At 47.0% G+C, this 23,922-nt stretch carries 30 protein-coding genes and 1 other RNA gene; 2 read left to right on the forward strand and 29 right to left on the reverse strand.

Going from position 1 to position 23,922, the window contains the following annotated elements; translation table 11 throughout:
- Positions 1–408: 408 nt before the first annotated feature.
- The 10 genes from BW944_RS10905 to acsA form a co-directional block, all read right to left on the reverse strand.
- Positions 409–624, reverse strand: coding sequence for a YaaL family protein (locus tag BW944_RS10905; RefSeq protein WP_076559602.1), 216 nt, complete (start codon positions 622–624; stop codon positions 409–411).
- 15 nt (positions 625–639) lie between these two features.
- Positions 640–1,236 carry a recombination mediator RecR gene (gene recR, locus BW944_RS10910; RefSeq protein WP_076559604.1) on the reverse strand — a complete coding sequence of 199 codons (597 nt, stop codon included), beginning with the start codon at positions 1,234–1,236 and terminating at the stop codon, positions 640–642.
- Positions 1,236–1,556 carry a YbaB/EbfC family nucleoid-associated protein gene (locus tag BW944_RS10915; protein WP_076559606.1) on the reverse strand — a complete coding sequence of 107 codons (321 nt, stop codon included), beginning with the start codon at positions 1,554–1,556 and terminating at the stop codon, positions 1,236–1,238. Before BW944_RS10915 ends, recR begins: the two co-directional genes overlap by 1 nt.
- Before the next feature lie 18 nt (positions 1,557–1,574).
- The gene (gene dnaX / locus BW944_RS10920; RefSeq protein ID WP_076559608.1) at positions 1,575–3,263 is read right to left on the reverse strand and encodes a DNA polymerase III subunit gamma/tau; all 1,689 of its coding nucleotides are present in this window, start codon (positions 3,261–3,263) and stop codon (positions 1,575–1,577) included.
- 169 nt (positions 3,264–3,432) lie between these two features.
- An RNA gene (gene ffs / locus BW944_RS10925) (signal recognition particle sRNA large type) lies at positions 3,433–3,698 on the reverse strand.
- A 44-nt stretch (positions 3,699–3,742) separates the two neighbouring features.
- Entirely contained in the window at positions 3,743–4,210 is a 468-nt protein-coding gene (tadA, locus tag BW944_RS10930) for a tRNA adenosine(34) deaminase TadA (RefSeq protein ID WP_076559610.1), read from the reverse strand.
- Between the two features lie 11 nt (positions 4,211–4,221).
- Positions 4,222–4,980: a DUF3891 family protein gene (locus tag BW944_RS10935; RefSeq protein ID WP_076559612.1), complete on the reverse strand. Its 759-nt coding sequence runs from the start codon at positions 4,978–4,980 to the stop codon at positions 4,222–4,224.
- A gap of 253 nt (positions 4,981–5,233) precedes the next feature.
- Entirely contained in the window at positions 5,234–5,749 is a 516-nt protein-coding gene (locus BW944_RS10940) for a type 1 glutamine amidotransferase domain-containing protein (protein WP_076559614.1), read from the reverse strand.
- 73 nt (positions 5,750–5,822) lie between these two features.
- Positions 5,823–7,118, reverse strand: a complete 1,296-nt coding sequence (locus BW944_RS10945) for a lysine N(6)-hydroxylase/L-ornithine N(5)-oxygenase family protein (RefSeq protein ID WP_076559616.1) — start codon at positions 7,116–7,118, stop codon at positions 5,823–5,825.
- Positions 7,119–7,372: 254 nt separating this feature from the next.
- Complete coding sequence (gene acsA, locus BW944_RS10950; protein WP_076559618.1) at positions 7,373–9,082, reverse strand: acetate--CoA ligase; 1,710 nt, start codon at positions 9,080–9,082, stop codon at positions 7,373–7,375.
- A 218-nt stretch (positions 9,083–9,300) separates the two neighbouring features.
- On the opposite strand from acsA, the gene BW944_RS10955 reads away from it, so the two are divergent.
- On the forward strand, positions 9,301–9,495 hold the full coding sequence (locus BW944_RS10955; protein ID WP_076559620.1) for a hypothetical protein: 195 nt from the start codon (positions 9,301–9,303) through the stop codon (positions 9,493–9,495).
- Here BW944_RS10955 and BW944_RS10960 read toward each other — a convergent pair.
- Together BW944_RS10960 and BW944_RS10965 are read right to left on the reverse strand one after the other, a co-directional pair.
- Positions 9,480–10,391 carry a DMT family transporter gene (locus BW944_RS10960; protein ID WP_076559622.1) on the reverse strand — a complete coding sequence of 304 codons (912 nt, stop codon included), beginning with the start codon at positions 10,389–10,391 and terminating at the stop codon, positions 9,480–9,482. The genes BW944_RS10955 and BW944_RS10960 overlap by 16 nt on opposite strands.
- 115 nt (positions 10,392–10,506) lie before the next feature.
- Entirely contained in the window at positions 10,507–10,758 is a 252-nt protein-coding gene (locus BW944_RS10965) for a hypothetical protein (RefSeq protein WP_076559624.1), read from the reverse strand.
- A 148-nt stretch (positions 10,759–10,906) separates the two neighbouring features.
- Between BW944_RS10965 and BW944_RS10970 the strand changes: the two genes are divergently transcribed.
- The gene (locus BW944_RS10970) at positions 10,907–12,211 is read left to right on the forward strand and encodes a transglycosylase SLT domain-containing protein (RefSeq protein ID WP_076559626.1); all 1,305 of its coding nucleotides are present in this window, start codon (positions 10,907–10,909) and stop codon (positions 12,209–12,211) included.
- A gap of 96 nt (positions 12,212–12,307) precedes the next feature.
- Here BW944_RS10970 and BW944_RS10975 read toward each other — a convergent pair whose 3' ends face one another.
- The 17 genes from BW944_RS10975 to BW944_RS11055 form a co-directional block, all read right to left on the reverse strand.
- Positions 12,308–12,955 (reverse strand): M50 family metallopeptidase, encoded by a 648-nt coding sequence (locus BW944_RS10975; protein WP_076559628.1) that lies wholly within the window; start codon positions 12,953–12,955, stop codon positions 12,308–12,310.
- 60 nt (positions 12,956–13,015) lie between these two features.
- Positions 13,016–14,272 (reverse strand): DNA polymerase IV, encoded by a 1,257-nt coding sequence (locus BW944_RS10980; RefSeq protein WP_076559630.1) that lies wholly within the window; start codon positions 14,270–14,272, stop codon positions 13,016–13,018.
- A gap of 845 nt (positions 14,273–15,117) precedes the next feature.
- A complete protein-coding gene (locus BW944_RS15060) occupies positions 15,118–15,279 on the reverse strand; it encodes a hypothetical protein (protein WP_159438238.1) in 162 nt (53 codons plus the stop codon).
- A gap of 362 nt (positions 15,280–15,641) precedes the next feature.
- Complete coding sequence (locus BW944_RS10995; RefSeq protein WP_076559636.1) at positions 15,642–15,935, reverse strand: hypothetical protein; 294 nt, start codon at positions 15,933–15,935, stop codon at positions 15,642–15,644.
- A gap of 109 nt (positions 15,936–16,044) precedes the next feature.
- Positions 16,045–16,719 (reverse strand): hypothetical protein, encoded by a 675-nt coding sequence (locus tag BW944_RS11000; RefSeq protein ID WP_076559638.1) that lies wholly within the window; start codon positions 16,717–16,719, stop codon positions 16,045–16,047.
- 6 nt (positions 16,720–16,725) lie between these two features.
- The gene (locus BW944_RS11005) at positions 16,726–17,166 is read right to left on the reverse strand and encodes a hypothetical protein (RefSeq protein WP_076559640.1); all 441 of its coding nucleotides are present in this window, start codon (positions 17,164–17,166) and stop codon (positions 16,726–16,728) included.
- Positions 17,151–17,546 (reverse strand): hypothetical protein, encoded by a 396-nt coding sequence (locus tag BW944_RS11010; RefSeq protein WP_076559642.1) that lies wholly within the window; start codon positions 17,544–17,546, stop codon positions 17,151–17,153. Before BW944_RS11010 ends, BW944_RS11005 begins: the two co-directional genes overlap by 16 nt.
- 217 nt (positions 17,547–17,763) lie before the next feature.
- Positions 17,764–17,958 carry a hypothetical protein gene (locus BW944_RS11020; protein WP_076559647.1) on the reverse strand — a complete coding sequence of 65 codons (195 nt, stop codon included), beginning with the start codon at positions 17,956–17,958 and terminating at the stop codon, positions 17,764–17,766.
- On the reverse strand, positions 17,955–18,695 hold the full coding sequence (locus BW944_RS11025) for a hypothetical protein (protein WP_076559649.1): 741 nt from the start codon (positions 18,693–18,695) through the stop codon (positions 17,955–17,957). The genes BW944_RS11020 and BW944_RS11025 overlap by 4 nt, the downstream gene beginning before the upstream one ends.
- 157 nt (positions 18,696–18,852) lie before the next feature.
- The gene (locus BW944_RS11030; protein WP_076559651.1) at positions 18,853–19,062 is read right to left on the reverse strand and encodes a hypothetical protein; all 210 of its coding nucleotides are present in this window, start codon (positions 19,060–19,062) and stop codon (positions 18,853–18,855) included.
- Complete coding sequence (locus BW944_RS11035; RefSeq protein WP_076559653.1) at positions 19,059–19,631, reverse strand: hypothetical protein; 573 nt, start codon at positions 19,629–19,631, stop codon at positions 19,059–19,061. The genes BW944_RS11030 and BW944_RS11035 overlap by 4 nt, the downstream gene beginning before the upstream one ends.
- Positions 19,624–19,776, reverse strand: a complete 153-nt coding sequence (locus BW944_RS15065; RefSeq protein ID WP_159438240.1) for a hypothetical protein — start codon at positions 19,774–19,776, stop codon at positions 19,624–19,626. Before BW944_RS15065 ends, BW944_RS11035 begins: the two co-directional genes overlap by 8 nt.
- 31 nt (positions 19,777–19,807) lie before the next feature.
- Complete coding sequence (locus BW944_RS15070; protein WP_159438243.1) at positions 19,808–19,957, reverse strand: hypothetical protein; 150 nt, start codon at positions 19,955–19,957, stop codon at positions 19,808–19,810.
- A 98-nt stretch (positions 19,958–20,055) separates the two neighbouring features.
- Complete coding sequence (locus BW944_RS11040; RefSeq protein ID WP_076559655.1) at positions 20,056–20,265, reverse strand: hypothetical protein; 210 nt, start codon at positions 20,263–20,265, stop codon at positions 20,056–20,058.
- Between the two features lie 4 nt (positions 20,266–20,269).
- Entirely contained in the window at positions 20,270–22,147 is a 1,878-nt protein-coding gene (locus BW944_RS11045; RefSeq protein WP_076559657.1) for a hypothetical protein, read from the reverse strand.
- Positions 22,148–22,487: 340 nt separating this feature from the next.
- On the reverse strand, positions 22,488–22,697 hold the full coding sequence (locus tag BW944_RS11050) for a helix-turn-helix domain-containing protein (protein ID WP_076559659.1): 210 nt from the start codon (positions 22,695–22,697) through the stop codon (positions 22,488–22,490).
- Positions 22,698–23,591: 894 nt separating this feature from the next.
- The gene (locus BW944_RS11055; RefSeq protein WP_076559661.1) at positions 23,592–23,843 is read right to left on the reverse strand and encodes a hypothetical protein; all 252 of its coding nucleotides are present in this window, start codon (positions 23,841–23,843) and stop codon (positions 23,592–23,594) included.
- Positions 23,844–23,922 lie beyond the last annotated feature (79 nt).

The raw sequence follows: 23,922 nt of genomic DNA on the forward strand, positions 1-23,922 counted from the left end.
AAACTCTCCATAAAAGAGCGATTGATTAGCTCATGTTGTCTTGCTTTAAAAATTGACGCATGGCATAAAACATTGTTCAGTTTTCAAAGATCTACGGTGTCGCTCTCAAAACAGCGACTTAATCAATATACCATGTTGTGCGTATTCCGTCAACAACAATGTATATTTTTTTGTGTGCGCCGGTTGCCGTGAACGGCTTTCCTTAACGCGACAAATAATAATATATCATCCTGTTTTTTCGTTTGCAAGGGTTACAACAAAAAAAATAAAAAAACTGCAATTTGCAGTTTTTTTAACTTCGTCACGTTTTGATATGATCCATCTCTACAGAAATAGGAGCGGGACACACAGCATAGATTGACTCGCATCCCTTTCCGCTCATTTCACCAAAAATGAAAGGAACGGTATTCATGAATGGGCGTTGATATTACGGATACGCGCTTCTCTTAATAAGTAAAAGTATTTCGCTTTCGCTACCGTAAGCTGCCTGTAGCCTTCTTCACTCGGATCAATGCTTTGTTGCATGAGTCGATCGAGTTTTCTCCATTCTTCGTGAGCGTCCCGGATATTTTCAATCAGGCGTTCTTCTTCCTGTCTTTTTTTCTTTTTCTTCCTATTAAACATAAGGTTTTCTCATCCTTACAGTTCTCTTCTTCCTTCCATTGCCTTCGAAAGAGTTACTTCATCCGCATATTCAAGATCTCCGCCCATAGGAAGACCGTGAGCGATACGGGTTGTCCGGATACCGGCCGGCTTCACGAGACGTGATATATACATAGCCGTCGCTTCACCTTCCACGTTAGGATTCGTGGCAATAATAAGTTCTTCCACACCTTCATCTTTCAAGCGTTTAATCAAACTTTCCACGTTGATATCCTCAGGCCCGATACCATCCATCGGGGAGATAGCACCATGAAGTACATGGTACTTCCCGCTGAATTCCTTCATCTTTTCCATAGCGATCACATCTTTGGGATCCTGGACGACACAGATGAGGGTTCCGTCCCTCGATTCATCCTGACAAATGGAACAGGGATCCTGATCCGTGATATGACCACACGTGGAACAATGGGTCAGCTCCCGTTTAGCATTGACGAGTGCCTTGCCGAACTCCAGCACATCGTCTTCTTCCATCTCTAAAACATAAAAAGCCAGACGGACCGCCGTCTTAGGACCGATCCCTGGCAATTTAGTAAAGCTGTCGATCAGCTTTGAAATCGGTTCTGGATAGTACACTAGAACATTCCTCCACCAGGCATACCTTTCGTAAACTCACCCATCGTGTCGTTCGTCTTATCATCTACCTGCTTCAACACATCGTTCGTCGCTGCAATGATCAGATCCTGAAGCATTTCCACATCTTCCGGGTCCACTGCTTCTTCATCGATTTCCACGTTAGTGATTTCTTTTTTACCGTTTGCTGTAACTTTGATCATTCCACCACCGGCTGTAGCTTCGAAAGTCATTTCATAAAGTTCTTCCTGTGCTTTCATCATTTTCTTTTGCATTTTCTGCATCTGTTTCATCATATTGTTCGCATTTCCACCGCCGCGCATATAAATTCCTCCTTAAATTTAATCGTGAATCTCAATTATATCATCACCAGCTAATTTTTTCGCTTCTGAGATGAAATCTTCTTCTTCCTCTGAACTTTTTTCTTCTTCAGGAGCTTCTTCTTTCTGTTTCTGTATATATTCTTCACGGAGCTTTTGCCACTGTGGTTCAGGAACCGGGATGACTGCCAGAGGTTTTCCGGTGAATTCTTCGAGCAAGGGTTCAATCGTACCTTTGTGATCGAGAGCCAATGAACAATGGATATCATAACGGAAAGCCAGCACGAGCGAACTCTCGGAAGCGGCCCTCGGCTTACTATTCAAAAGTGTCGCATGGGCAGGGGCGTTCCGTCGTTTCAATGCTTCCATGAATTCACCCCACACTCCCTTCACTCCCGAGATGGCTTCTTTGGACGCCTCCTGGAGGGTACGATGAACTTTTTCGTAAGGGACTTGATAATTGTTTTTCGACCCTCTCGAAGGCGTGCGTTTCGGAGCAGCTGCTTGCTGATTTTCCTGCTGGAGCGGAGGATTCTCTTCCATCTTAACCAGTTTCTTCTCCAGCGTATCGATTCGCTGGGAGAGCTTCTCGACTATTTCCGCGTCTGCTCCCGTCGAAGAGGCCTTTTTCTGATCCGCAATGTTGAGAAGTGCAATCTCTATAAAAACTTTCGGACTCGTGGTCCATTTCATTTCCTGCTGACATTGATTCAGCGCACGGATGGCTTCCTGGATCCAGAGTGCTTCCAGCTTCCCGGTAAGCTCTTTGAAAACACTATCCACTACGGCCCGCTCCAAATGCTGTTCAAGTGCAGGAGCACTCTGATACATAAGAACATCGCGCAGATAGTAAATCAGATCAAAAACGAACCGACCGGGGTCCTTCCCTTCCTGGATAAGCTCATCCACTGTTTCAAGAGCTTCTTTCACTTGCGCCTCATGTACGTATTGCACCAGAGAGGCGAGATGCTTCTGAGAAATAGACCCGGTAACAGCAAGAACATCTTCAGAACCGACCCTGTCTTCACTGTAAGAAATCGCCTGATCCAGTAAACTCAGAGCATCCCTCATCCCGCCTTCTGCACTCAAAGCCACGATATCCAGAGCTTCTTTATCAACTGCTATCCCTTCTTCTTCCACAATGGAAGACATCCGTTCCACCATAGCGTTCTGGGAAATACGTTTGAAATCAAATCGCTGCGTCCGGGATATGATCGTAAGCGGGATTTTATGAGGCTCCGTGGTCGCCAAAATGAAAATGACGTGAGGTGGAGGTTCCTCCAACGTTTTTAGCAGGGCGTTGAAAGCACCGATCGACAACATGTGCACCTCATCGATGATGTATACCTTATAAGAAGCGGAAGTAGGTGCATATTTCACTTTATCCCGGATATCCCGAATCTGCTCTACGCCATTGTTCGAAGCAGCATCGATTTCAATGACATCCGACACCGAGCCATCCTGAATACCAAGGCATGCACTACAGGCGTTGCAAGGTTCTCTCGTCGGTGATTGTTCACAATTGACCGTCTTCGCGAAAATCTTCGCTGCACTCGTTTTCCCTGTGCCCCGCGGACCGGAAAATAAATACGCATGCGAAAACTTTTGCTGAACAATAGCGTTTTGCAGCGTACGTGTAATGTGTGTCTGTCCAACCACATCCTCGAATAAGGTAGGACGCCATACCCGGTAAAGGGCCTGATAGCTCATAATAATTTTCCCCTTTTTTAGTCTTGGTCCTATTATATCGAATACTCACCCTCCCTGTGAAGCTATACCTGGGTATCAGCACAAACTTTATCAGATGAAGAGAGGCGGGGCTTGATATAAAAAAGCCGCTGCGGCAATTAGCCGCAACGACTCCCTAAGTTATGTAATGCCGTGCACCTGCTGTCGATGACAAGACCCCAAGCGTTACTCACAATTACAGCTCGATCCAGGCGCTCCCGCGGCACACGAGAGGCACAGCTTACTGCTGCTTCCTTCCGGATCTGACAGGGTTCACTGCTTCTCATTGCGCAGGACCTGGATGTCAACACTGTTCTTGTGAGGCAGACCTTGAAACCTTATCACCTCGAGCAGGAATTCAGCCTCGCTATAGCGGATTGCGAGTACAGGGCACCGCTACCTCCCCGCTTAGCACGACAATCCTAAGTATATCTGTTCACTACGAAAAATGCAATAGAAAGCTATTTCTTCTTTTTCTTTTCCCGTATATTCCGAAAAAATGAGGAGAGCATCTCTCTGCATTCTTCTTCCATGACCCCTGAGCGGACCTCTGTACGATGATTGAAACGACTGTCATCCAAAAGGTTCATCAGTGTACCGGCACATCCTGCTTTAGGATCGAAAGCGCCGTAGACGAGCACAGGGATCCGGGACTGAAGAATAGCTCCGGCGCACATCGGACAGGGTTCGAGCGTCACATAAAGGGTACATTCCTCCAGGCGCCAGCTTCCGATAACCTCGTTCCCCCGGTCGATGACGAGGCATTCGGCATGAGAAGAAGTCTTCTGTGTCGTTTCCCTCAAATTGTGGGCCCGGGAAATGACTTCCCCTTCGTGTACAAGCACAGCTCCGATCGGTACTTCTCCGAGCTCCCTTGCTTTTTCAGCTTCCTCGATGGCTATACCCATATAATAACGATCGTTTTCCATACCTACACATCCTAATCGAAAGTTACAAAGTAATCATACTCTTCTGCTTCGTTGTAGGCCGTTTCCAGCCCTACCTCTTCAATCCTTTCCCTCGTCACGTAGCGGTACGGGACAGAAGCCGTCCATTCCTCGGAAAATGGAAAAGGTTTCAGGATCACCGACGTCTCATCTCTCCAGTAAGAACTCACCCCTCCCGGAGCAAAATCGAAGGGCTGAGGGAAGCCATCTTTGAACCAGGACACTTCGTCTTCTTTGGAGACTCCGGGTTTGTTCATACATATGTATAAGGACAAGTTATCACAGAATTGGAGCCGTTCGAAATGCAACTGTCTCAACTCCTGCGGAACTTCAACTCTCATCTGACTGAACAATTGCTCCTGGACATGTGTCTGTTCATCATAAAACTCCGCCGCATGCGGGTCCTCCCTGTCATTTTCAAAAAACGACTGATAATGCATGCTTGTCAGGATTCCTGCATAAAGCGACTCTTTTGCCGTCTCTTCAATACCGCTACGATAAGCCTGCAGTTTTTCTTCCAGAGGATAGTCGATAAATGAAAAGGGACGTTGTTTCTCTTCATTCCAAAGCGGTTTCTTATCAAGGGGGATCCAGGCTCTGTCGTGCACTTCAATGGCCCAGTCCGCTTCCGATCTGATTCTCGATGTCAGCAAAAAATCTTTTCTCCACTGGCGTGCCATTTTCCCGGAGATCAACGCATGATCATGCTGACGAATCATGATAAACCCTTCCTTATATTCCCGGACGATCATTTCTATCCCTCCAAGCCCCAATTCTTTCATACCTTTAATCATAGCAATATTTTGAAAATAAGAAAAGCGGAAGTTTCCCGTTTAGAAGTTTTATTATAAGCAGACGGGCATGGCTTCGAGCGATTTTTTCAGAAACAGGCGCGGCTGCTTATATTTCAAACTTCCGGAAACTGTAGCTGGATAAGAAAAGTGGAAGTTTCTCCGCATACAAAAGACCTCCCACACATGAGAGCGGGAGGTCTTGATTTTTTCTTTATTTTCGAAGAATGCGGGTCATTTCCTTATTGAACGCCGGAATGTCATCCGGTTGACGGCTGGTCACAAGCTGATCGTGACAAACGACAACCTCTTCATCCTTCACTTTAGCTCCGGCGTATTCCATATCCACCTGAATGGATTTGAAACCTGTAGCCTGACGACCTTCGAGCGATTTTGCCGTAATAAGAAGTTGCGGGCCATGGCAAATAGCGAATACCGGCTTCTCCTTATCCATGAAATGTTTAGCGAATTTCACGAACTTTTCGTCGCCGCGAAGCTGGTCCGGTGAAAAACCGCCAGGAATGAACAGTGCATCGAAATCTTCAGGGTTCACCTCGTCAATCGATTTATCTATCGTTGCTGTCGCCTTTCCTTGTTTACCGGTTACTTCCTTGCCAGCTTCCCATTCAATATTTGTTACCTCATGGCCGTCTTTTTTCAAGTCATTGACCGGCTGAGTGAATTCCACATCTTCGAACATATCTGTTAACACACATGCTACTTTACTCATTGTGTCATCATCTCCTTCGTAAGATTATTTCCATTGTAAATCTTTCCCGGTCTCTCTCATATTAAACATTTCTTCAAAGATCCTTCACAGAAAACGTCTGGAAAGCAGGGTTCTGCTGATTTCTATAAACTTCCCTGCCGGCGATTGTATTCAGGATGTGTACGTTTCTATGTACAGCCAATCCAAGATTTGTCGCTCCTGTCCCATGGGAATGAGTGAGTCCAGTTGCAGTAAAAAAGTGATGAGAGCGCTCCTGTTCAAAGACAAGTTGATAATCTCTCGTCACTTTATACTGCATCTCTCCTTCCCATTCGATTTTATCCTTGAAATTTTGCATGAACCAATCAGGAAAATGAGGTTCATATCCGGTGGCAAGCACGACTTTCTTCGTCGAATGCACATACCTCACTTCCTCCTGCCACTGATGACAATCCAAGTGGTATCTCCCATTTTCAAATTCGATGTTATTGACCTCTGTCATCGGCTGTATGAATACCTTACTATCCCCTCCCGCCGCAGTACGGTGGTACAACTTTCTGTAAAGACGAGTCAGAGTATCCGGGTCGATCCCTTTCCTTAAAGGCTCCAGCGTATCCAGCGCTTCCATTCTTTTCTCTTCACTCAAGTTATGAAAATAATCTATATACTCAGGGGTGAACATTTCCTGCGCAAATTTCGCCTGATCCAGTTGAAACAGCCCTCCGGACCTCGTCAGTAATGTTACACGCATATCCTGTCGTTCCTGTTCTTCAAGCAGATCAAGGAAAATTTCAAGTGCACTCTGTCCCGAACCGACAACCGTTACATCTTTCGATTTGAGGAGTTGCTCTTTTTCAAACAGATACCGACTGGAATGAAGGATATCTTCATTAGGGAAATCCTCTGTACCATCAAAAACGATAGGCTTTGTACCTGTAGCCATCAATACGTGTTTTGCGTCAAACTCTTTTATTTCCCCTGTCATCTTCTCTTCGACCCGAACGGTATAATATTCTTCCTTCGTACGATCGAGAACATCGATCACCGTATGACCGAAATACAAATTATCCAGCATACCGGCTACCCACTGGAGATAATCATTGTATTCCTGGCGGGGGATCTTGAAATTCTGATAAAAGTAGAACGGAAACATCCTGTTGTTTTCATAAAGGTAGTTCATGAACGTATGAGGGCTTTTGGGATCTGCGAACGTGGCAAGGTCCGCCATGAACGGTACCTGCAAATCCATTTTTTCTACAAGCATACCAGGATGCCATTCGAACTTCGGAGTCTCATCAAAGAAAATACCTTCCACCTCTTCGGTCTGATCGATGAGACCAGCCATGCCGAGATTATAAGGACCGATTCCTATACCTATTACATCATACATATCTAACTTCCCCCTTTTTCTTCTAAAGAAGTATTCCCACCTTTCCCCTTTCCTAATCTCGCCGACTTTTCATCAATGGCAGACCTTAAAAAGTATGAATCTATGCCAATGTTCCACGTGAAACAATGAAAAAAGCGGAAACTCCCGCTCAGAAACCTAATTCATAAGTAGGTATTCGAAACTTCGGTACCACACAGGTGACGTGTTTTCACCAAATAAAACCCCTCCATCCTCTGGGATGAAGGGGTGAATGCTTATTCTTCTAATGTGGAAGTGTCTCCTGTCGGAAGGCCAAGCTCCCAGGATTTCAGAAGACGACGCATGATTTTACCACTACGTGTTTTCGGAATCGTATCCTTCACTTCGATTTCACGCGGCGCAGCGTGAGCGCTCAGTCCTTTTTTCACGAACTGACGAATATCTTCAAGCAAATCCTCAGACTCGGAATATCCTTCATTAAGAGTGATGAAAGCCTTGATGATTTCCCCGCGTTCCGGGTCAGGTTTACCGATGACACCAGCTTCTGCTACAGCTTCATGCTCAATCAGTTTACTTTCCACTTCAAACGGTCCGACACGTTCTCCGGATGTGTTGATGACATCATCGAGACGTCCCTGGAACCAGAAGTATCCGTCTTCATCGCGGTAGGCGCTGTCCCCTGAGACATACCATCCGTTTATAAAGTAACTTTCGAATTTCCCAGGGTTCTTCCAGATGGCGCGCATCTGAGCGGGCCATCCTTCCTTGATCGCCAGGTTGCCCATCTGATTCGGCGGAAGTTCGTTCCCTTCATTATCTATGATAGAAGCTTCCGTACCAGGAATCGGTTTACCCATCGAGCCTGGACGGATTTCCATAGATGGATAGTTACAGATCAGCTGTGATCCGGTTTCCGTCATCCACCACGTATCATGAATACGAAGATCGAATGCTTTCAATCCCCACGTAATAACTTCCGGGTTAAGCGGCTCTCCCACACTCAGTATATGACGGAGAGAAGACATATCGTGCTTCTTCGCTACATCTGCACCAGCACTCATCAGCTTACGAAAAGCTGTCGGTGCGGAATACCAGACGCTGATATCTTTTTCACTGATCATCGCATACCAGTCATCTGCACTGAAACGTCCGCCGCGGACTACGTTCGTTACTCCGTTCAACCATGGCGCGAAAATTCCGTAACTTGTACCTGTGACCCAGCCTGGATCGGCGGTACACCAGTATACATCTCCTTCCTGCAGATCCAGCACCCATTTTCCGGTCTGATAATGCTGAATCATGGCATTGTGCACATGGTAGACACCTTTCGGCTTACCGGTAGAACCGGATGTATAGTGAAGAAGCATACCGTCTTCGAGATCGACCCATTCTATATCGAAATCTTCAGAAGCGTTCTTCATCTCTTCTTCAAAACTGATGTGGTTCCCGGAATCTTCTCCTCCGACAAGGACGATTTGTTTCAGGTCAGGAAGATCCTCCTGCGGCACCCGTTCAAGAAGTTCAGGAGTGGTGATCAGCATCTTCGCTTCACTATCTTCGAGACGGTCACGCACCGCCTGTTCCATGAATGCTTCAAATAAAGGACCTGCAATCGCTCCTGTCTTCAAAATTCCAAGGAAAGCTGCGTAAAATTCCGGACTTCTTGGAAGGAACAGAAAGACACGGTCCCCTTTTTCTATATTATGCTTTTTCAATACGTTCGCGAACTTGTCACTTTCCCGTTTCAAATCGGCGAACGTCAGCGTTTCTTCGCGGTCAGGAGCTGAATAGATAAGCGCAGTCTGATCTTTTTTATTTGGATCTTCCGCATGCTTATCGATCGTTTCATAAGCAATATTCACCTTACCTGTATCGTTCCAGGTGAAATTATTTTTCGCTTCATTCCAATCGAATGAATTGTACACTTTTTCGTAGTCTTCAAGATTGTGAGATCCTGATTGGGCTGGAATTGGTTTCATGTCCATAGCTTATTTCACACTCCTTAGCAAGATTATCCCACTATATGAATAGTGGTTCATAAGATGTATGTACACCTTTCAAAAAATTCCGTTAATTGTATTGTATGCGATTTCAAAAAATATTTAAAGTATTATACATAAATTCTCTTCCTTTCTTTGGTAACGGGAGTATTGATTCCCCTTTTCAATCTCTTTATAATATTCAAGTAGAAGGGTGAGAGATTATGACTAAAGAAAACAAGCTTTTTTGGATTCTCGGAATCATAGGCATAGCCAATATCATCGTCTCTATTATATTGCTTTCCACCATCAATAATACGATGATTTCACTGATGATATTCACGTCCGGAGTGTTTCTTATAATCGGGGGAATTGCGGACCGCAAAGAAAAACGAAGACGCAGTCAGCGTGATTCATAACCAGGTATTTTCCGCTTACGCTTCACTTTCGTCGTGAAATAGATTCCTGTCAGGACGATAGCTCCTCCGATGATCTGCGGGAGCGTAATTTTTTCCTGAAGAAACAGGAGGGAAAGGATAGCGGTGGCAAACGGCATGAAATTCATGAATACTGTCGCTTTTGCCGGCCCTATTTCCGCTACAGCCATATTCCATGATAAAAGTGCGAGAAAAGAAGGGAATACCCCTGTGTAAAGAATACTGAACACTATGGAGGCGGACCACTCGGAAACAAAGCGTCCCTGCGACCATTCAAACAAAAAAGCTCCAAACATGACGATGATATTTCCGAGAAGAAGGATAGCAAACAAACTCCCGAATAATGGAATACGATACCCATGTCTGTTCACGAGCGTCGAATAAGTCGCCCAACAGAGCACAGCCCCCATCATGATCAAATCCCCGCTATTGAACCCCAGGGAAAGAAACGTCTCCAGAGAACCTTTACTTATAATATAGACGACCCCGACCAAAGATATAGCCACTCCGAAAAGCTGTCTCTGTCCATAACGCTCCTTCAGGAACAAATAACCGATTACAATCGTTACGGCAGGAGTAAGAGACTCCATGATCGAAGCGTTGACGGTAGAAGTATAGTGGAGAGCTAAATAAGAAAGAGACGGGAAGAAGGCAATCCCTGTAACCGCCATGCCTAGAATGGGGCGCCATTCCTTAATCAGCTGATGACGCACAATCATGATTTTTTTTCGATAAAAAAGAAACACAAGAATAACCGCCGTTAAGGAACGCATCCATGTCAATGTCAAGGGAGGTACAACATCAGCAGCCACTTTCCCTACTATGTAGTTCCCCGCAAACAAGAAGACAGTAACCATCACAAGAGCGTACGCCCGCATCCTGACTCCCCCTTCCGGCGTGACTCAGGTGTTCACCTTAGGAAAAGGGCCTGAGTTTTTTCATGAGTGCTTACTCAAAAGAGTAAAAAAAGACCCTCTCTCAAAGAGGCTCTTTTCACCATTCCAAAATATACCCTTTTACCCCGATCGGCTCCTTATCCGGTTCCTCCTGAGTAGCCGTGAAGTAAGGGTTCTCGTGATCCAGATAGTATTCCACAGATTCCGGTTCCAGATAAAGCTTGTACTCCAGATCCGTCACTTTATGAAGACTTATATTCGACACTGTCGTCTGGTTCTTTTCATCATCAATAAGAAAAATATCAATCGTATCAAATCCCTGGGTAAGTAAACGGTCTTTCAAATCCATACCTATCCCCCTTCTCTTTTATTATTATAGTACTCATTCACTTACCCTATTTTCCCCGGATACAAACAGATACAAGTGTTTTCATAGGAAAAAATGTAGAATTTTGATATGCTTTTATTAGAAAAAACAGGGAAGGGCGGATTTTTTTATGAAAAAATGGATAGCCATAGGGATAGCGTGTTTGCTTGCGCTGACGTCCTCACCTCTTTCCGCAGAGGAGAAGATGTCCCACAAAGAAATTCTCACTACCATCGTGGAGGTCGCTAATGAGAATGATATACCGGCAGAAATCATGATCGCGATCGCCTCTAAAGAATCGGGAGCAGATGGAGAGTACTTTCGCCATTATGATGAGAACGGAGACGTGATTATGACCGATGACGGTGGTATCGGACTGATGCAGATTACGGAGCTAAGTGACACAGATTATTCAGCGGAAGAACTCAAAGATATCGAGAACAACATACGGGCTGCGGCTGACGTTCTGAATGCTAAGTGGAACTACATAGGCACACGCATCCCCGAAGTGAAAACGTGGGCTTATCAGACTGGAAAAGCTTCTTATACTGAAAAACCGGAGCGTGATGTGATCGAACACTGGTATTTTCCGGTGATGGCTTATAACGGGCTAGCAGAGACGAACGTTCCGAAAGATCATAATGAGATTACTTACCAGGATGCTGTATTCCAGTCTATCGAACAGAATGGAGAACTATTTTACAGCGATGATTCGAATGAGGAGTCTCATGCCGAGGAGATCTCTGAGGCTATGAGTGATTATTTCGAAGAAGGAGAAACATATGATGTAGGCGAAGATAGTGGCCACGTCACTTTTACAGACGAGAAGAGCGTCAAGCTTGAAAAAGAAGGCACCTATACCCGAATGGATAACTTTGAAGCGGATAAGTTGATTGCATTTAATCGCAATCCCACTTCTACTTCAAAAATCAACGTGTATGACTCAGAACTGCTTAACAATTCCACTTCTCGCGGATTCTACAACGAGTTTTCCGTTCTGAACAAACCTCTTGTATTCAAAGACAATGATGCCAGTCACTACGGGTATTACACGGTAGAAGAAAATGGAGAAGAGAAGTTCATTTCTTCCTCAAATCTTATCAACTCTTCTCATCCATATGCTACAACGACGTTCGAGCCACTTGAAAAAACAGAAGATGTCGTTACCGTTTCAAATGAATATGTCTCGGTCGACTTCAATGAAAAAATTGATGATCGCTACCTCAATCAGCGTAATTTTTATCTGAAAGACAGTGAGGGAAATGGATTAAGAGCAAGTATAAATAACAGTGAAGAGGGAGATTACTTCACTGTTCAAATCAACCCTATTATGGAAATAAATAAGGATGAAACGTATACGCTTTACGTTCATAAAGTCCGGGACGAAGAAGGTAACATGGCTTCTCCGGTCAAACAGAAAATAAAATTTGAATAAACAAATGCCCCGCTTCCCTTAAAGGAGAGCGGGGCATTTGTTCTGACCGGTCTGCTTATGCCAGTATTTCTAAGCGGGGTGATTCCGCTTTTCTTTCTAAAAAACCCTTTTCCACGCCTGCATCGCGAAATAAATAGCCTGAAGGAAGAAACCTGTCCCCCATACAATCGCCGGTACTTTCGTAGCCTGGGCGAGGTTCGCCGCGTCCCCTGCCCGGCCCGGGGATATGACACTGAGCCACATAATGTTGAAAGCACTAAGCACTGACTCCACCAGCACCAGCGCAGCAATGAATGTCAGTGAATAAACGATAAGCGTCTGGTGGCCGGAACGGATCAGCCAAATGAACAGCGCCCCGAAGGTGATAATCCAGAATACTCCGTACAGATTACGTACCCAGAACAATAAATTGAGGGAAAGAAGCCCCATCAGAAGAATGACGATCCACGTATATTTACCTTTGGCCAATAGATAGAAGAGAAAAAAAGCGAAACCGGAGGCGAAAATATAGCCGGATAAACTGGTGAGTACGTGACTGAACCAGGACGTATGTCCAGTCATCGTAACTCCTGAGGTATTCGGAAACAGCGAAATATTCCGGACGTTCCCGCCGGTTACCAGCGCCGTAAGAGAATGCCCCGTTTCATGTACCATAGTATTAAGCATCGCAAAGTATTTTCCTATAATTGGCATCTGTGTCAGCAGAAGCGCTAAAATAAGACTGATTATAATTTGTGTTTTCATAGAGACTCCTCTCCGTTCTCCGGACTATTCCTCATTTACGTATTCCCCCGGGGAAACGTTTCAAGCGTAATGCCCACCTACTTTTTTGCTTCTTTCGAGTGTAATTCCTCCCTGCTGATAACTGCTTGCGCGAAGCAGGGACGTAGCTCCGTGACGAGCGCGGATATCATCCATCGTTTCACTCAGCTGACGGACTTTTTCTTTCTGATCAAAGAACTCCAGCTGTAAACATTCGTCACGTTCTAAATTTGTAAGGGAAACGTAAACCCGGCGAATCGACACTCCCTCTTCATAATTACGGTGAAACAAAGACACGACAGTCTTATACATATCCATCGTCAGGTTGGTCGGCGTATGCAGCGACTGGGATCTGGAAAAACCGCCACCTATATCCTTTGTATAACCGACTCCTACATGAATGGTACGGCCGACGTGCTGAAACTCCCGTGCCCTTCGGCATACTTCTTCGCAAAGATCCAGCAGACAAGGATAAATTTCCTTCTTTTCATAGTCTTCGAGCAATGTTATCCCGTGACCGTAACTCTTCTGTTCTGAACGTGTGAAATCCCCGAATACCGGACTGAGATCCACTCCTTTTGCATGCCAGTACATCTGCTCCCCCATGATACCGAAGCGTTTTTTCAGGAACCGGAGCGGATGGGACGCAAGGTCCCCAAGTTTCACAATCCCCATGTTATTAAGCCGCTTCATCATACGTTTCCCGATTCCCCAGATATCTTCCACCGGCACCGGCCAAAGTAATCGTTCCACGTCCTCATAGCGGCATATAGATATACCATTTTCTTCCTTTTTAGCATGAATATCGAGGACCACTTTAGCGAGAAACTTGTTATCTCCTATGCCGATAGCGCACTCGATACCGAACTGTTCGTATATCCTTTTCTTAAGAAGCTCAGCTATTTCATAAGGGGACCCGTAAAGCGATCCGAGGCCATCTACGGTCACCCACAGCTCGTCGACAGAATACACGTGAATAGCTTCGAGCGGGGCATACTGATTGACCAGCTTCGTTATCTCAACGGAAACATCCAGATAATCCTGCATGCTTGCTTTTGCAATGATGATTTCCGGATCATCGGGAAGTTCGAAAAAGCGGGAGACGTTTCCTGTGCCGTGCTTTTTTTTGAGCGCCGGAGAAGCAGCAAGAACGATGCTTCCGCTTCGTTCCGGGTCCCCGACGACCGCCAGCAGCGCTTCCTTAGGATCCAGCCCATGCTTGATGCATTCGACGCTCGCATAGAAAGACCTCATATCAAGACATAAAACATCATGTCTCGGATAAGGTAGATCATCCATTTTCTTCACCTCATTTCCCGGGAAATGAAAAATGCTCCTTCATTTCCGGTGTATCGCCCCCCGATACGCCCTCAATCATTACACGAACACTTGTTCTTATTATATCTCTGGCTTTCTTTTTTGTAAAGCGGATAATTGGCTTCCCGTGCAGTTCATGTGCGGATATAAAACCACAAAAAAAGACCACTTCCGATAAAACGAAGCGGCCTCTTCCTGTTAATTAATGCCCCCGGCAGGATTCGAACCTGCGACACATGGTTTAGGAAACCTGGCGGGGAAACTCAACGCTTGCTTTTAGCGTCAGCTTCCTACGTTGAGGCTCCTCGGGGTACTTACGGTTTATTCGGCTAGACACGTACACTTTTCCGACTATTTCCTTCCATCTTACGGGAATTTACGTTTGTTTGCAAGGGGTTTCCGGGGGGAGGCGTAACTCTCCGTTCACCCTTCCGGTAGGTCGTCGTATATTCCTTCGTCTATAATGCGCTTGTGGCGGATAAAAAAGTCTTGGACATCGGAGTCATCTTCATAGGGGATCGTAGAATATGCGTATATTCTCGTAGCTTGCTCGGGGTCGGTTGCGGTGTGATCGCGTAGGGTGATATGCCGGTCGTTGTCGGGTAACAACTCGCAATACTCAATTTGAAAACGTCCTAAACCCGTCATTTCTCGTAGTATTTGCTCTTTCTCCCACCGTAAATATGCTTCGGCTGATTCGTGTTTCATTTCATCGCTCCATTCTGTCGTTTAATGGCGTACTTCTTTACTATTCGGCGCCCCTCCGATATTCCCTTTAATTTTCGACAAAAAAGAACGCCTCTCCCGTAGGAAAGACGCTCGGCTTATTACTCTACGTCGTAAAACGTCGAGAAATTCACGGAGATAGTCCCGTTCCGCATAACGTCCACTTTACTCACGTAGCCCCCGTCGGCTTTTATCGCGGCTTGCAGCTCGTTCAGTTCTTCCTGCGTTTGTACTACTCGGTTTTCTCGCTTCTCGATTTTCATGTAATCTCCCCTTAGTGAATTTTATAGAAGGTTTTTCATTTACTAGAATTTAATGTATATTAAAGTAAACAAGCATAGGAGGTTTTATTTTTGAGGTGTCCTAATTGTCATTCTGAAAACATTGTTAAAACACCTATTCGGACTTTTATTTTTCTCGTTGTTGTTAGTCTTTTTAGTTTTGTAACATTGGCAGGTATCTTCTTCCTTCCCTTACTTATCCTCGGCATACCAGGCGTAATTTTGTCATTTCTAATATTCTTACTTCCGTTGCCGCGTTTTAAGTGTGTCGAATGTAATAAAGCATATACAAAAAAGAAAGTGACCGCATGAATATTAGCCCCCGTTCAGGGGGCTTTATTTAATTACGCAAAAGTTACTGATGTTATAAGTGGGTCGCTCTCTAGCTTGTCCGTTAGGTGCGTTTCTAGTGCCGCGGTCAACGTTACCTCCGCCGGCAGCTCGATTGTATAGTCGTCGGCTATTGCGTCATAATTAGCGACGGTTCCCACGGCTCCTACGATGAAATCTATCACGTTCTCTGCCGCCATGTCGGACGTAACTCTGTTTCCGTCCTTCTTAGCGCTTAGAACTCTGTACGCCCCTCCGTTGTTTGGTGTTGGCCCTTGTACGTAATGCTCAATAGTAATGGTTTTCATGTAATTCGTTCTCCTTCCGCCTTTTCGGCTTTATATTTGCACTTCCGTGTGTTGCGCCTCTCCGGCTTGGCGCTTTCATCGAGGCGTTTCTTCCGTGCTTCCTTCGCTTTTACTTATGCTTCTTAGGGTATAACGGATTGACGTAGTTGATCGGCTCGCTCCCGGCCTCGGGCTTTTCCGGCTTGAAAGCCTTATGCGTGAGTTTCAGTCGTTTAAAAGAACCGTCAACCCTCGCGTCTGCGAGTTCTTTCGTTGTTTCCGCCTGTTCCTGTTCCTCCGTTTTCACTTCCGATAGCTTCCTGTGAATCGGGCGTACTTGTTTCAACGCTTCTTCGTCCCCGGCTGCGTTTCGTAGCACGGAAGGTAACTGCGTTTTAATTGCGTATAACTGCTCCCGGCTCATATGCGAGAGTTTGCTTTCAAGTTCCTCGCGTGCCTGCGCCTTTTGCTTGTCGTTGTAGGAGAGGGCAAGGGCGGAAGAGAACTCACTCAGCGTGCTTTCTGCGAGGGCGCGATCGCTTTCCGTCGGTCTAATCGTCGAGGTTGCGGCTTGGGCTTCCGCGTGTTCGAGTTCCTGCTTCGCTTCTTTGCGGAAGGTTTCTTCCTGCTCACGTACTCGCTGTTCAAGTTCTTTCCGTTTTTTGCTGATAACGTCGTTCTTGAAGGCTACGCTTTCATACCGTGGATCGAGTGATTGATTGATTTGGTCGATTTCTTTTCGGAATCGGTTTACCTCGGCTTCGATTGCTTGCTGGGTTTGGTTTTTCATTTGTTCGATTGACATTATTTATCAGTCTCCTTTTCGTTTGAACGGATTTTTAAAAGTTTTTCCTGTACGTTGGCTTGGATCGCCATAAGCCTTTTTCTTCGGTTGCGTGGCGTCGGTTGCTATCTCGCGCGCCTCTGCTTCAATCGCTTCCGGCTCGTCTGCCGTAATGTACTTGGCGTATCTTTCCGTTTGATCCACCGGCACGCCGGCTTCTACCAGCGCAACTTTCTTTTTTAGCCCCAGGTATTCGCCTTTATAGTCCGGTATCTCTGCGCCTTCTTCGGCTTCCAGCGCTTCCCGTACCCGACGCTCGATTTCTTCCTGCGCTTCTTCTTCCGTGAACTCTGCGCCTTCCGGCTGCTCTTCGGCTTGCTCCGGCTTTTCCGTGCTTTCTGCGCCTTCTTCCGGTTGTTCCGGCTCTTCCGCAAAAAATTGTAGGTCTAGTTTTAATCGTTTTTCCATCTACGTTTACCTCCCCGTAGCTTTCCTTTTTGGACGAGTCGCTTATAGTTTTCGCGCCCCTTGTCCTCGTGGTTTTTCTTCTTTGGCGGAGTTTTTGCGTTATTTCCTACGTTTGGATCACCGTAGTTTTGCTTCGGCGGTAGGTCGTCTTGCAACGCTTGAACCTCCGCCTTCACGTCCGCCTCCGTTTCGCCCTTCAACAACGCCTTATATCGTTCAACCTGCCCGGCGTCGTAACCGGCTTTAGCGAGTAGTGATTCCTTCTTTTTGTCGAAGGCTTCCGCCTGTTTCTCGTTTAGGGTCGCTTTCAGCTCGTCGGCTTGGCGCTTTGCTTCGAGTTGCGCCTCAACTTCGGCATTAATCTCTTCTTCTGTTGGCATCTAAATGCGCCTCCTTCTCCCGTTTTAGTCGCCCTATCTCCGTCTCTAGACGTAAGTTCTTATACCATTCAGCGTAATAAAGGGTTTTGAAGTGTGCCTTTTCGTCTTGCTCTCTCTCGAATTTCCTTTTGAATCGGTTCACTCTTTCCCGGACAATTTCGTTCACCTCGTCCTGGGTAAACTTCTTCTCTTCGCTCATGCTATCCGCCCTTTCCGTTTAATTGTGGTCTGATCGTAGCCTGCGCGCACTTTCCGGGCTTCCTTTTCGCTTGCCCTTCGGTTGCTCGCTTTCTTCTCCGGATTGCAACTCGTCCATAAGGCGCTCCGTCCAGGTTACGCCGTCTGTCGGTTTCTTCCGGTTCCGTCCGTCTTTTTTACTCCGTAGCTGGTCGTTCCGTTTCTTCCGGCTCATTCGTCGTTCACCCCCGACGGTAAAGGCTCGGTGAATCGTTGTTCTATGCTCGCCTGCCGGCTCACCGCGTCCTCTGCTAGCGTCCGTACTTCGTCCATGCTCGGCTTTCGCTTCGGCTCATGGCGGAAGGTCAGCCGGTCTTTGAATAACCGCGCTCTTGGCGCCGGCAGGTTCCCCGCGTACTTTATAACCGCGTGCTCTCCGTCGTTTAATTGTCCGTGTATATACCGTGCTATTTCCTCGTATGCTTGGCGGTTCGTGTAGCCGTTAGGCGCGTAGAAACTTCCGATGGCTACGGTGCTTCTCCGCTCGTACTCTTGAACGCCTATTGCCGTATATTCTCGCTCTCCCTGTTCGTCGGCTTCCGCCTGCTCTACGTAACATTTGAAATATCTGCGTGTTTCCATGCCGTACTCACCGCCTCCATATTCGCTTATGAATCGCTGGTAACTCGTTCGTATTCGTTCCTGCTCCGTGTTAATGTCGATCGTTGGCCGTACCTTCAGCCCTCTTCGCGCCAGGTTTTCGACTATCCGCCGAGGTTGCTTCTCTTTCCCTCGCCCGATTACTTCCCCTTCCGCCGTTTCTAGCGTGAAGCCTTCCGAGGTTATGCGAAGGGTTGGCTCGGAGGTAATTAGCTTGCGGGGCTTGCCGTCGCGTGGGGTTGCGTAAATCTCCCGGCGGGTAAAAGTACCGGCGTAGTACGTGCGGTGCGTTTCGATACATTTAACGTTCATATATCCGCCTGCCTCTCGTCAGTAGTTTTAGGGTCGTATATGCGTGTTTCTCGCCCAAAAAAGGCGGGGCTGCCCGGGGTTTTTTAACCTTCCGTTTATTTCCGAAGGGTATAGTTCCCGCGCCCCTGTTATCGCTTAAAAATGCGGGGTAGCAGGTTCACCGGTATAGCCTGATCTGCGCCGGCTCTAGCGCCCCTGATACGAGAATCACCCGCCCGTGTTCGTCCGTTTCCTTCGCGTCTGTTTCGGTCAGCGCTTCGAGTAGCTTCCGTATATGTGGCGGATAGGTCGAATGTACTCGCCATTGTTCGGCCGCCGGATCATACAAATACAACGTTTCCTGCTCGGCTTTAGTGTAATAACTCATGCGTCGTCACCTCCGGCCTTTTCCGCCTGTCTCGCTTCCTCTAGCGCCCTCTCATGCTTCTCGGTGAAATAGCGCTTCATGTCGTCATAAAGCTCGTTGAACGTTTCCTCGAAGGATTGCGCCCTTCTCAACGCCAGCCGGTCAACGATTCTTACCGTTTGATAGTCGGTTAAGTGGCGCACGGCAAAGACGATAAACGGAGTGTTATGCTTCCGGCTGTTACAAGAAGTACAGCACATTCCGATAGAGCCGAAGTCGTTCCCCGGCGTGACGTGTTCTAACGTCCTTTTCGCCTCTTCGACTTCTTCGCCACAATACATACATTCCGTTTCGGCTAGCGTCCATATAACGTCATAAAAGGATAGCGTTCCTTCGTGATTCCTGTTGGCGTCCTTCGTGGCAAGTCTCGCTTTCCGGCGTAAAGTGCCGGCGCGTTGGGCGTCGTAGTTTCGTTGGCATTCCTTGCAGCGCCTCATTTTTCCGTCCTTTTGCGTTTTGTCTCCGTAGAAGTGCGTCAGAGGCTTCGTGAAGGTGCACTCGGCGCATTGTTTCGTCTGTGGCTTACGCATGACGCTTCACCTCGCCTTCGCTTTCCTTCGCTTCAAGGCGTTCCGTGCGCTCGTCAATCCGTTCAAGTTTCGCTCCGTGGTCGTCCAGGCGTTCAATCATTTCGTCCATTCGTTTCATCATTAGTTGGTAGAATCGTTCTTCCATTCTTCATCGCTCCTCGTCGTAGTTTTTTTTCTTACTCGTCGTCAATTCCGATTTCCTTCTCGATCTGTTTCAGCGCCCGGCTGATTTCCGTATTGCAACGGTGGCCGGAATCATGTAGGTGCGCCAACGCTTTTAGGTACTCCGTTAGGTCTGTTAGGCTTCTTTCGCTCATCTTCTTCATCACTCCCTCCTATGTAGGTTTTTCCTGCGCCCCTCCGGTATTTCTCTGCTTGCCATCATCGGGTCGGCATGGTAGAATTAAAATTGGGTTAGCTCGTCTTAAATTTCGTTATTCACGTAAAAAATAAAATCCTCGGCGGTTTCTTCGAGGTCTAAAGGTTTCGTGAACCTCATCCTTCCGTTGATGTCTTGCGCCAGGTTCACGCCGTGCATGAACTGAAATACACGGCCCTGCTTGGCGATTCTCTCGACGTCATAACCAAAGTGTTCCGTAAATATGGCGAATGTGTCTCGTTTGGTTTTCGTCATTCCTTCATCGCTCCTCTTTGATATACTTCGTTTTCTCTTTCGTAACGTTCATTTCTTTCATGGCTTGTACGACTCGATCCGTTTCGACCGCCTTCGTGAAGGTGTTCCGGTGAACGTCCAGGTCTTTGTAAATCCGCGACTGTTTTATTTGTTCACCCGTCTCCATCTCGCGGAAGTATCGAACGATTGCGTCAGCCGTTGTTTCCGCGCCTATCAGTTTGCTAACCGGCTTGTGTTCCCTGATAGTTGCGCCTTCATACGCCTCTGTAATGTGCTGCAACGTCCGTTCATCGTTGTAGAAAACGTAAATGTTCACCGGCTTCGTTTTCTTGTTCGCTCTGATCCGGTGCGTTTCTTGAACCATTTCGACCGCTACGTCTAGGCTTTTGTACTCCTCGACTCTTTCGTCCGTGAAACGATACCTTCCGCCTGATTTCTCTTGTTCGATCCCTAACGTTTCTCCGAGTCTATCGCCTGCAACCGCCTGTGCTGCCGTTGCATAGTACGAAGAACCTTTGTTCAGCACTCCGATAAAGATGGCGTTGTCTGCGTCTGCGTAGTTGTTTGTACCGCGCCCTCCGTCGTAGTGTTTGAAAACAACGTTATACTCTGACGCTGGAACCTTTTGCTCTAGCTGCGGAACAAACTCGGCGTTCGTAACTATCAACGTCTTTCCTTCCTCGCCTTCAACAATGCGCTTTATCTCTGCGGAAATGTTTTCGATAGATTTCGGGTTGTGTTCGCGAATAGACGTCTTCGACATTCCGTATTGCTTGCAAAGGTGAAACGTCACGTTCGTTAAGTCCGGTTTTTGCTCCGGCATGAATAGGTTGAAGTCTCGCCCGATATATTCGGGGTCGAGGTCGCCCGTTCCGTCCATAATGAACGTATTGTACTCGGTTATTTCATAGTGGAGGTAAAACGTCGAAACTATCTCGATTCTTCCGTTTTGAAAGTTCAACTCTCCGCCGTACCCTACGACTCTCTCAAAGGCGCGTAGTTCCTGGAGGTCACTTACTCCGAAGACTTCCGCGAAGTGGCCGAGTAACTTACGAGGAATCATGTAGTTCGGCTTAATCGGATCGTACCGGAATCGCCCCGGTATCTTATGCGCCTCTAGCGACTGACTTACTTCGTTCACCAGCGAAAGCACTTTATCTACGTAAGGCTCGCGGTCTCCGGTTGCTTCGTGGCTTGCTCGGATTACCTTCGACTTTAACCCGTTCAACTCGTCGTAACCTAGCTTGTGCGATACTACCAACGAAGGTTTCTCGTCGATTAGCAGCGTCCTTCTCGGCCGGTTCATGCCTCGCGAGTCTTTGAAGCGTCCGAACTTTCCGAGTTTGTCGCGTAACGCTTGCAGCTCGAATTGCTTCGTCGTCATAATAACTACGTTGTATTGCGCTTGTGTCGTGAATTGCTCCTCGTAGTGTTCGCGCGTCATTTCCTCGGAATTGTAGCCGCGGATATAATAGGCGTAGTTGTTCATCTGCGTAAGTCCGTTCTGTGTACCTTCTTCGTTTATCTCGTCGGCAAGGCGCTTGATATCCTCGACGCGTTCCTTAACTACGATCGCCCCGAAAGTGTTCGGCTGATTGCGTACCATGTAGCGAAGGAATACCGTTAGCATGGTCGATTTTCCGTAGCCCGGCTGTGCGCCCACGATCACCGGCAAATCTAATACGCCTGTTTGCTGCCATAGTTTGAACGTCTGATAGGCGAACATATTCTCGCTTGGAGTTGGCGTGTGACCGTGCTCCCATAGCGCCAGGCACCAATCGCCTACTAATCGCTCTGCTATCTCGTTTATGTGCGCGTCTCGCTCGACTTTCAACGGCTGCTTTGCGTTGGTGGCGAGTGCGTCAATACCTTCCTTCTTCATCCGTCTTCACTCCTCATTTAATTCGTTTTGTGGCGGAGTACGAAACGCCCCTTACGTGTTTTATCGGTTATAAACCTTATGCGACAAAGGGAAATACCTTCCGCCATGTCCGTTAATAGCGTTCTTAGAGTTAGTTGGCGCCCGGTCTTTAGGGCGCAATGGGTTTGACCCTAGCGATAGCTCCGTCTTTCCTTTGGGCTTACGCCCGCATTTTCGCCTACGGCTCAATGCCAACTTATTCTTATTACGCTTCTTCCGTTTAAAAAGTGCACAATTCTTCTATTATATACAATAGTAAAAGTGTGCATTTTCGTTAGATAACGCTTCGTACTCCGCCCAACTACACCTTCATTCTGCGCCTGAACTCGATAAACTCGTCTTTCTCCGGGTCAAACTTGCGTATAACTTTCGCCTTGTTCTTCTCGGTAACAATCGTGTAGCCCGCTTCAATTTTTGAAACGGTAGGTTTCGGTATTCCGATTAGTTTCGCATACTCTCGCTGTGTGATTCCGAGGTACAGACGGATCAACCTAAATTGTTCGTTCGTCAATAGTAACTCCTCCTATCCGTTAATTATCGTTTGGTTCTTATTCTCGTAAATAAAAAGCCGGCTGCTCTGCCGTGCCTGCGTAAACCTTCCTCACTATATAGGATACATTCGGCCGTGCTTTACACCCATCCGATCAAAATTCGTTAAATTTCCTTCCTCAACTCCTAGTACGACTGTAGCGCTAAAATATCCCCTATCGGACAAAATTTCGCACATTTCCTTCTCAACTCCTAGTGGGACTAACGGGGCGTTTTACACCCATCTGACGACAGTTCCGCCCAAACCTTCCTTTCTTCCTAGTGGGACTAACGGGGCTTTAGTCAAGTATCCGATCAAAATTCGTGCAAAGTCCTTCTCACTACCTAGTGCACAAAACGCCCTCTCGCGTGTATATCTCCTTCATGCTCTAGTACGACTATGACGCTAAAATATGGCGTTCCCCTTCATAACTTAGTACGACTAACGCCTTCTCATGTGTATATGGCTTCCTATCTCCTAGTACGACTGACGCCTTCTCGTACAACCCCTCTACGATTCTTCCGCCTTAAATTCGCGTAAGGGCTCCTCAATACCTAGTGCGCAAAACGGGGTGCCATATCCCCTATCCGATCAAAATTCGTTCATGCCCCTTCATTACCTAGTGGGACTAACGCCCTTTCGCGTGTATATCTCCTTCAATACCTAGTGGGACTAACGGGGTATAATATGGCTATCCGCCCAAACCTTCCTCACTCCCTAGTGGTACTGACGCCTTCTCATATCCCCGTGCAAAAATTTGCGCCCCTTCACAACGCAAAAGCCGGCAGTTGCGCCAACAACTACCGCCCTTCATTTCGTATATAGTATTCGGTGAGCCCCGCCACTGGTTAAGATAGAAGCCCGCTAAAGCTCCGTTTATTTTTCGCGCAAGTACCGCAGCATAGGCGCCAGGTGCCGGTTGTCGTCCCAATCAACGTATTTTACGAAGTCCTCGGCAATCTCCTCCGGCACTTCCTTCGCGGAAAAATACGCCCGAATCAGCGCTTCCTCAACCTCCGTCATTTCATCGGCCCAGTCGAGATATTCTTTCCCCTTTTCCGCGCGGCGAGGATCGTGTATATCTAAGTCCTTGTGCGTCCACAACAACCGTTCTACCTTCGTTTTCATAACGCCCCACCTCCGCTTAAAACCATGGCAGTATAAAGGAATACTAGTGTCACAACGCTTGCTATGCCGTGGATATAAT

The organism is Salimicrobium flavidum (genome assembly GCF_900156645.1).
GTDB lineage: Bacteria > Bacillota > Bacilli > Bacillales > Halobacillaceae > Salimicrobium > Salimicrobium flavidum.

What these genes read in the sequence shown, in the direction of transcription:
- BW944_RS10905 (WP_076559602.1), bottom strand. Translation starts at nt 624, where the DNA reads ATGTTTAATAGGAAGAAAAAGAAAAAAAGACAGGAAGAAGAACGCCTG.
- BW944_RS10915 (WP_076559606.1), bottom strand. Translation starts at nt 1,556, where the DNA reads ATGCGCGGCGGTGGAAATGCGAACAATATGATGAAACAGATGCAGAAA.
- dnaX (WP_076559608.1), bottom strand. Translation starts at nt 3,263, where the DNA reads ATGAGCTATCAGGCCCTTTACCGGGTATGGCGTCCTACCTTATTCGAG.
- tadA (WP_076559610.1), bottom strand. Translation starts at nt 4,210, where the DNA reads ATGGAAAACGATCGTTATTATATGGGTATAGCCATCGAGGAAGCTGAA.
- BW944_RS10935 (WP_076559612.1), bottom strand. Translation starts at nt 4,980, where the DNA reads ATGATCGTCCGGGAATATAAGGAAGGGTTTATCATGATTCGTCAGCAT.
- BW944_RS10940 (WP_076559614.1), bottom strand. Translation starts at nt 5,749, where the DNA reads ATGAGTAAAGTAGCATGTGTGTTAACAGATATGTTCGAAGATGTGGAA.
- BW944_RS10945 (WP_076559616.1), bottom strand. Translation starts at nt 7,118, where the DNA reads ATGTATGATGTAATAGGTATAGGAATCGGTCCTTATAATCTCGGCATG.
- acsA (WP_076559618.1), bottom strand. Translation starts at nt 9,082, where the DNA reads ATGGACATGAAACCAATTCCAGCCCAATCAGGATCTCACAATCTTGAA.
- BW944_RS10955 (WP_076559620.1), top strand. Translation starts at nt 9,301, where the DNA reads ATGACTAAAGAAAACAAGCTTTTTTGGATTCTCGGAATCATAGGCATA.
- BW944_RS10960 (WP_076559622.1), bottom strand. Translation starts at nt 10,391, where the DNA reads ATGCGGGCGTACGCTCTTGTGATGGTTACTGTCTTCTTGTTTGCGGGG.
- BW944_RS10965 (WP_076559624.1), bottom strand. Translation starts at nt 10,758, where the DNA reads ATGGATTTGAAAGACCGTTTACTTACCCAGGGATTTGATACGATTGAT.
- BW944_RS10970 (WP_076559626.1), top strand. Translation starts at nt 10,907, where the DNA reads ATGAAAAAATGGATAGCCATAGGGATAGCGTGTTTGCTTGCGCTGACG.
- BW944_RS10975 (WP_076559628.1), bottom strand. Translation starts at nt 12,955, where the DNA reads ATGAAAACACAAATTATAATCAGTCTTATTTTAGCGCTTCTGCTGACA.
- BW944_RS10980 (WP_076559630.1), bottom strand. Translation starts at nt 14,272, where the DNA reads ATGGATGATCTACCTTATCCGAGACATGATGTTTTATGTCTTGATATG.
- BW944_RS15060 (WP_159438238.1), bottom strand. Translation starts at nt 15,279, where the DNA reads ATGAAAATCGAGAAGCGAGAAAACCGAGTAGTACAAACGCAGGAAGAA.
- BW944_RS10995 (WP_076559636.1), bottom strand. Translation starts at nt 15,935, where the DNA reads ATGAAAACCATTACTATTGAGCATTACGTACAAGGGCCAACACCAAAC.
- BW944_RS11000 (WP_076559638.1), bottom strand. Translation starts at nt 16,719, where the DNA reads ATGTCAATCGAACAAATGAAAAACCAAACCCAGCAAGCAATCGAAGCC.
- BW944_RS11005 (WP_076559640.1), bottom strand. Translation starts at nt 17,166, where the DNA reads ATGGAAAAACGATTAAAACTAGACCTACAATTTTTTGCGGAAGAGCCG.
- BW944_RS11010 (WP_076559642.1), bottom strand. Translation starts at nt 17,546, where the DNA reads ATGCCAACAGAAGAAGAGATTAATGCCGAAGTTGAGGCGCAACTCGAA.
- BW944_RS11020 (WP_076559647.1), bottom strand. Translation starts at nt 17,958, where the DNA reads ATGAGCCGGAAGAAACGGAACGACCAGCTACGGAGTAAAAAAGACGGA.
- BW944_RS11025 (WP_076559649.1), bottom strand. Translation starts at nt 18,695, where the DNA reads ATGAACGTTAAATGTATCGAAACGCACCGCACGTACTACGCCGGTACT.
- BW944_RS11030 (WP_076559651.1), bottom strand. Translation starts at nt 19,062, where the DNA reads ATGAGTTATTACACTAAAGCCGAGCAGGAAACGTTGTATTTGTATGAT.
- BW944_RS11035 (WP_076559653.1), bottom strand. Translation starts at nt 19,631, where the DNA reads ATGCGTAAGCCACAGACGAAACAATGCGCCGAGTGCACCTTCACGAAG.
- BW944_RS15065 (WP_159438240.1), bottom strand. Translation starts at nt 19,776, where the DNA reads ATGGAAGAACGATTCTACCAACTAATGATGAAACGAATGGACGAAATG.
- BW944_RS15070 (WP_159438243.1), bottom strand. Translation starts at nt 19,957, where the DNA reads ATGAAGAAGATGAGCGAAAGAAGCCTAACAGACCTAACGGAGTACCTA.
- BW944_RS11040 (WP_076559655.1), bottom strand. Translation starts at nt 20,265, where the DNA reads ATGACGAAAACCAAACGAGACACATTCGCCATATTTACGGAACACTTT.
- BW944_RS11045 (WP_076559657.1), bottom strand. Translation starts at nt 22,147, where the DNA reads ATGAAGAAGGAAGGTATTGACGCACTCGCCACCAACGCAAAGCAGCCG.
- BW944_RS11055 (WP_076559661.1), bottom strand. Translation starts at nt 23,843, where the DNA reads ATGAAAACGAAGGTAGAACGGTTGTTGTGGACGCACAAGGACTTAGAT.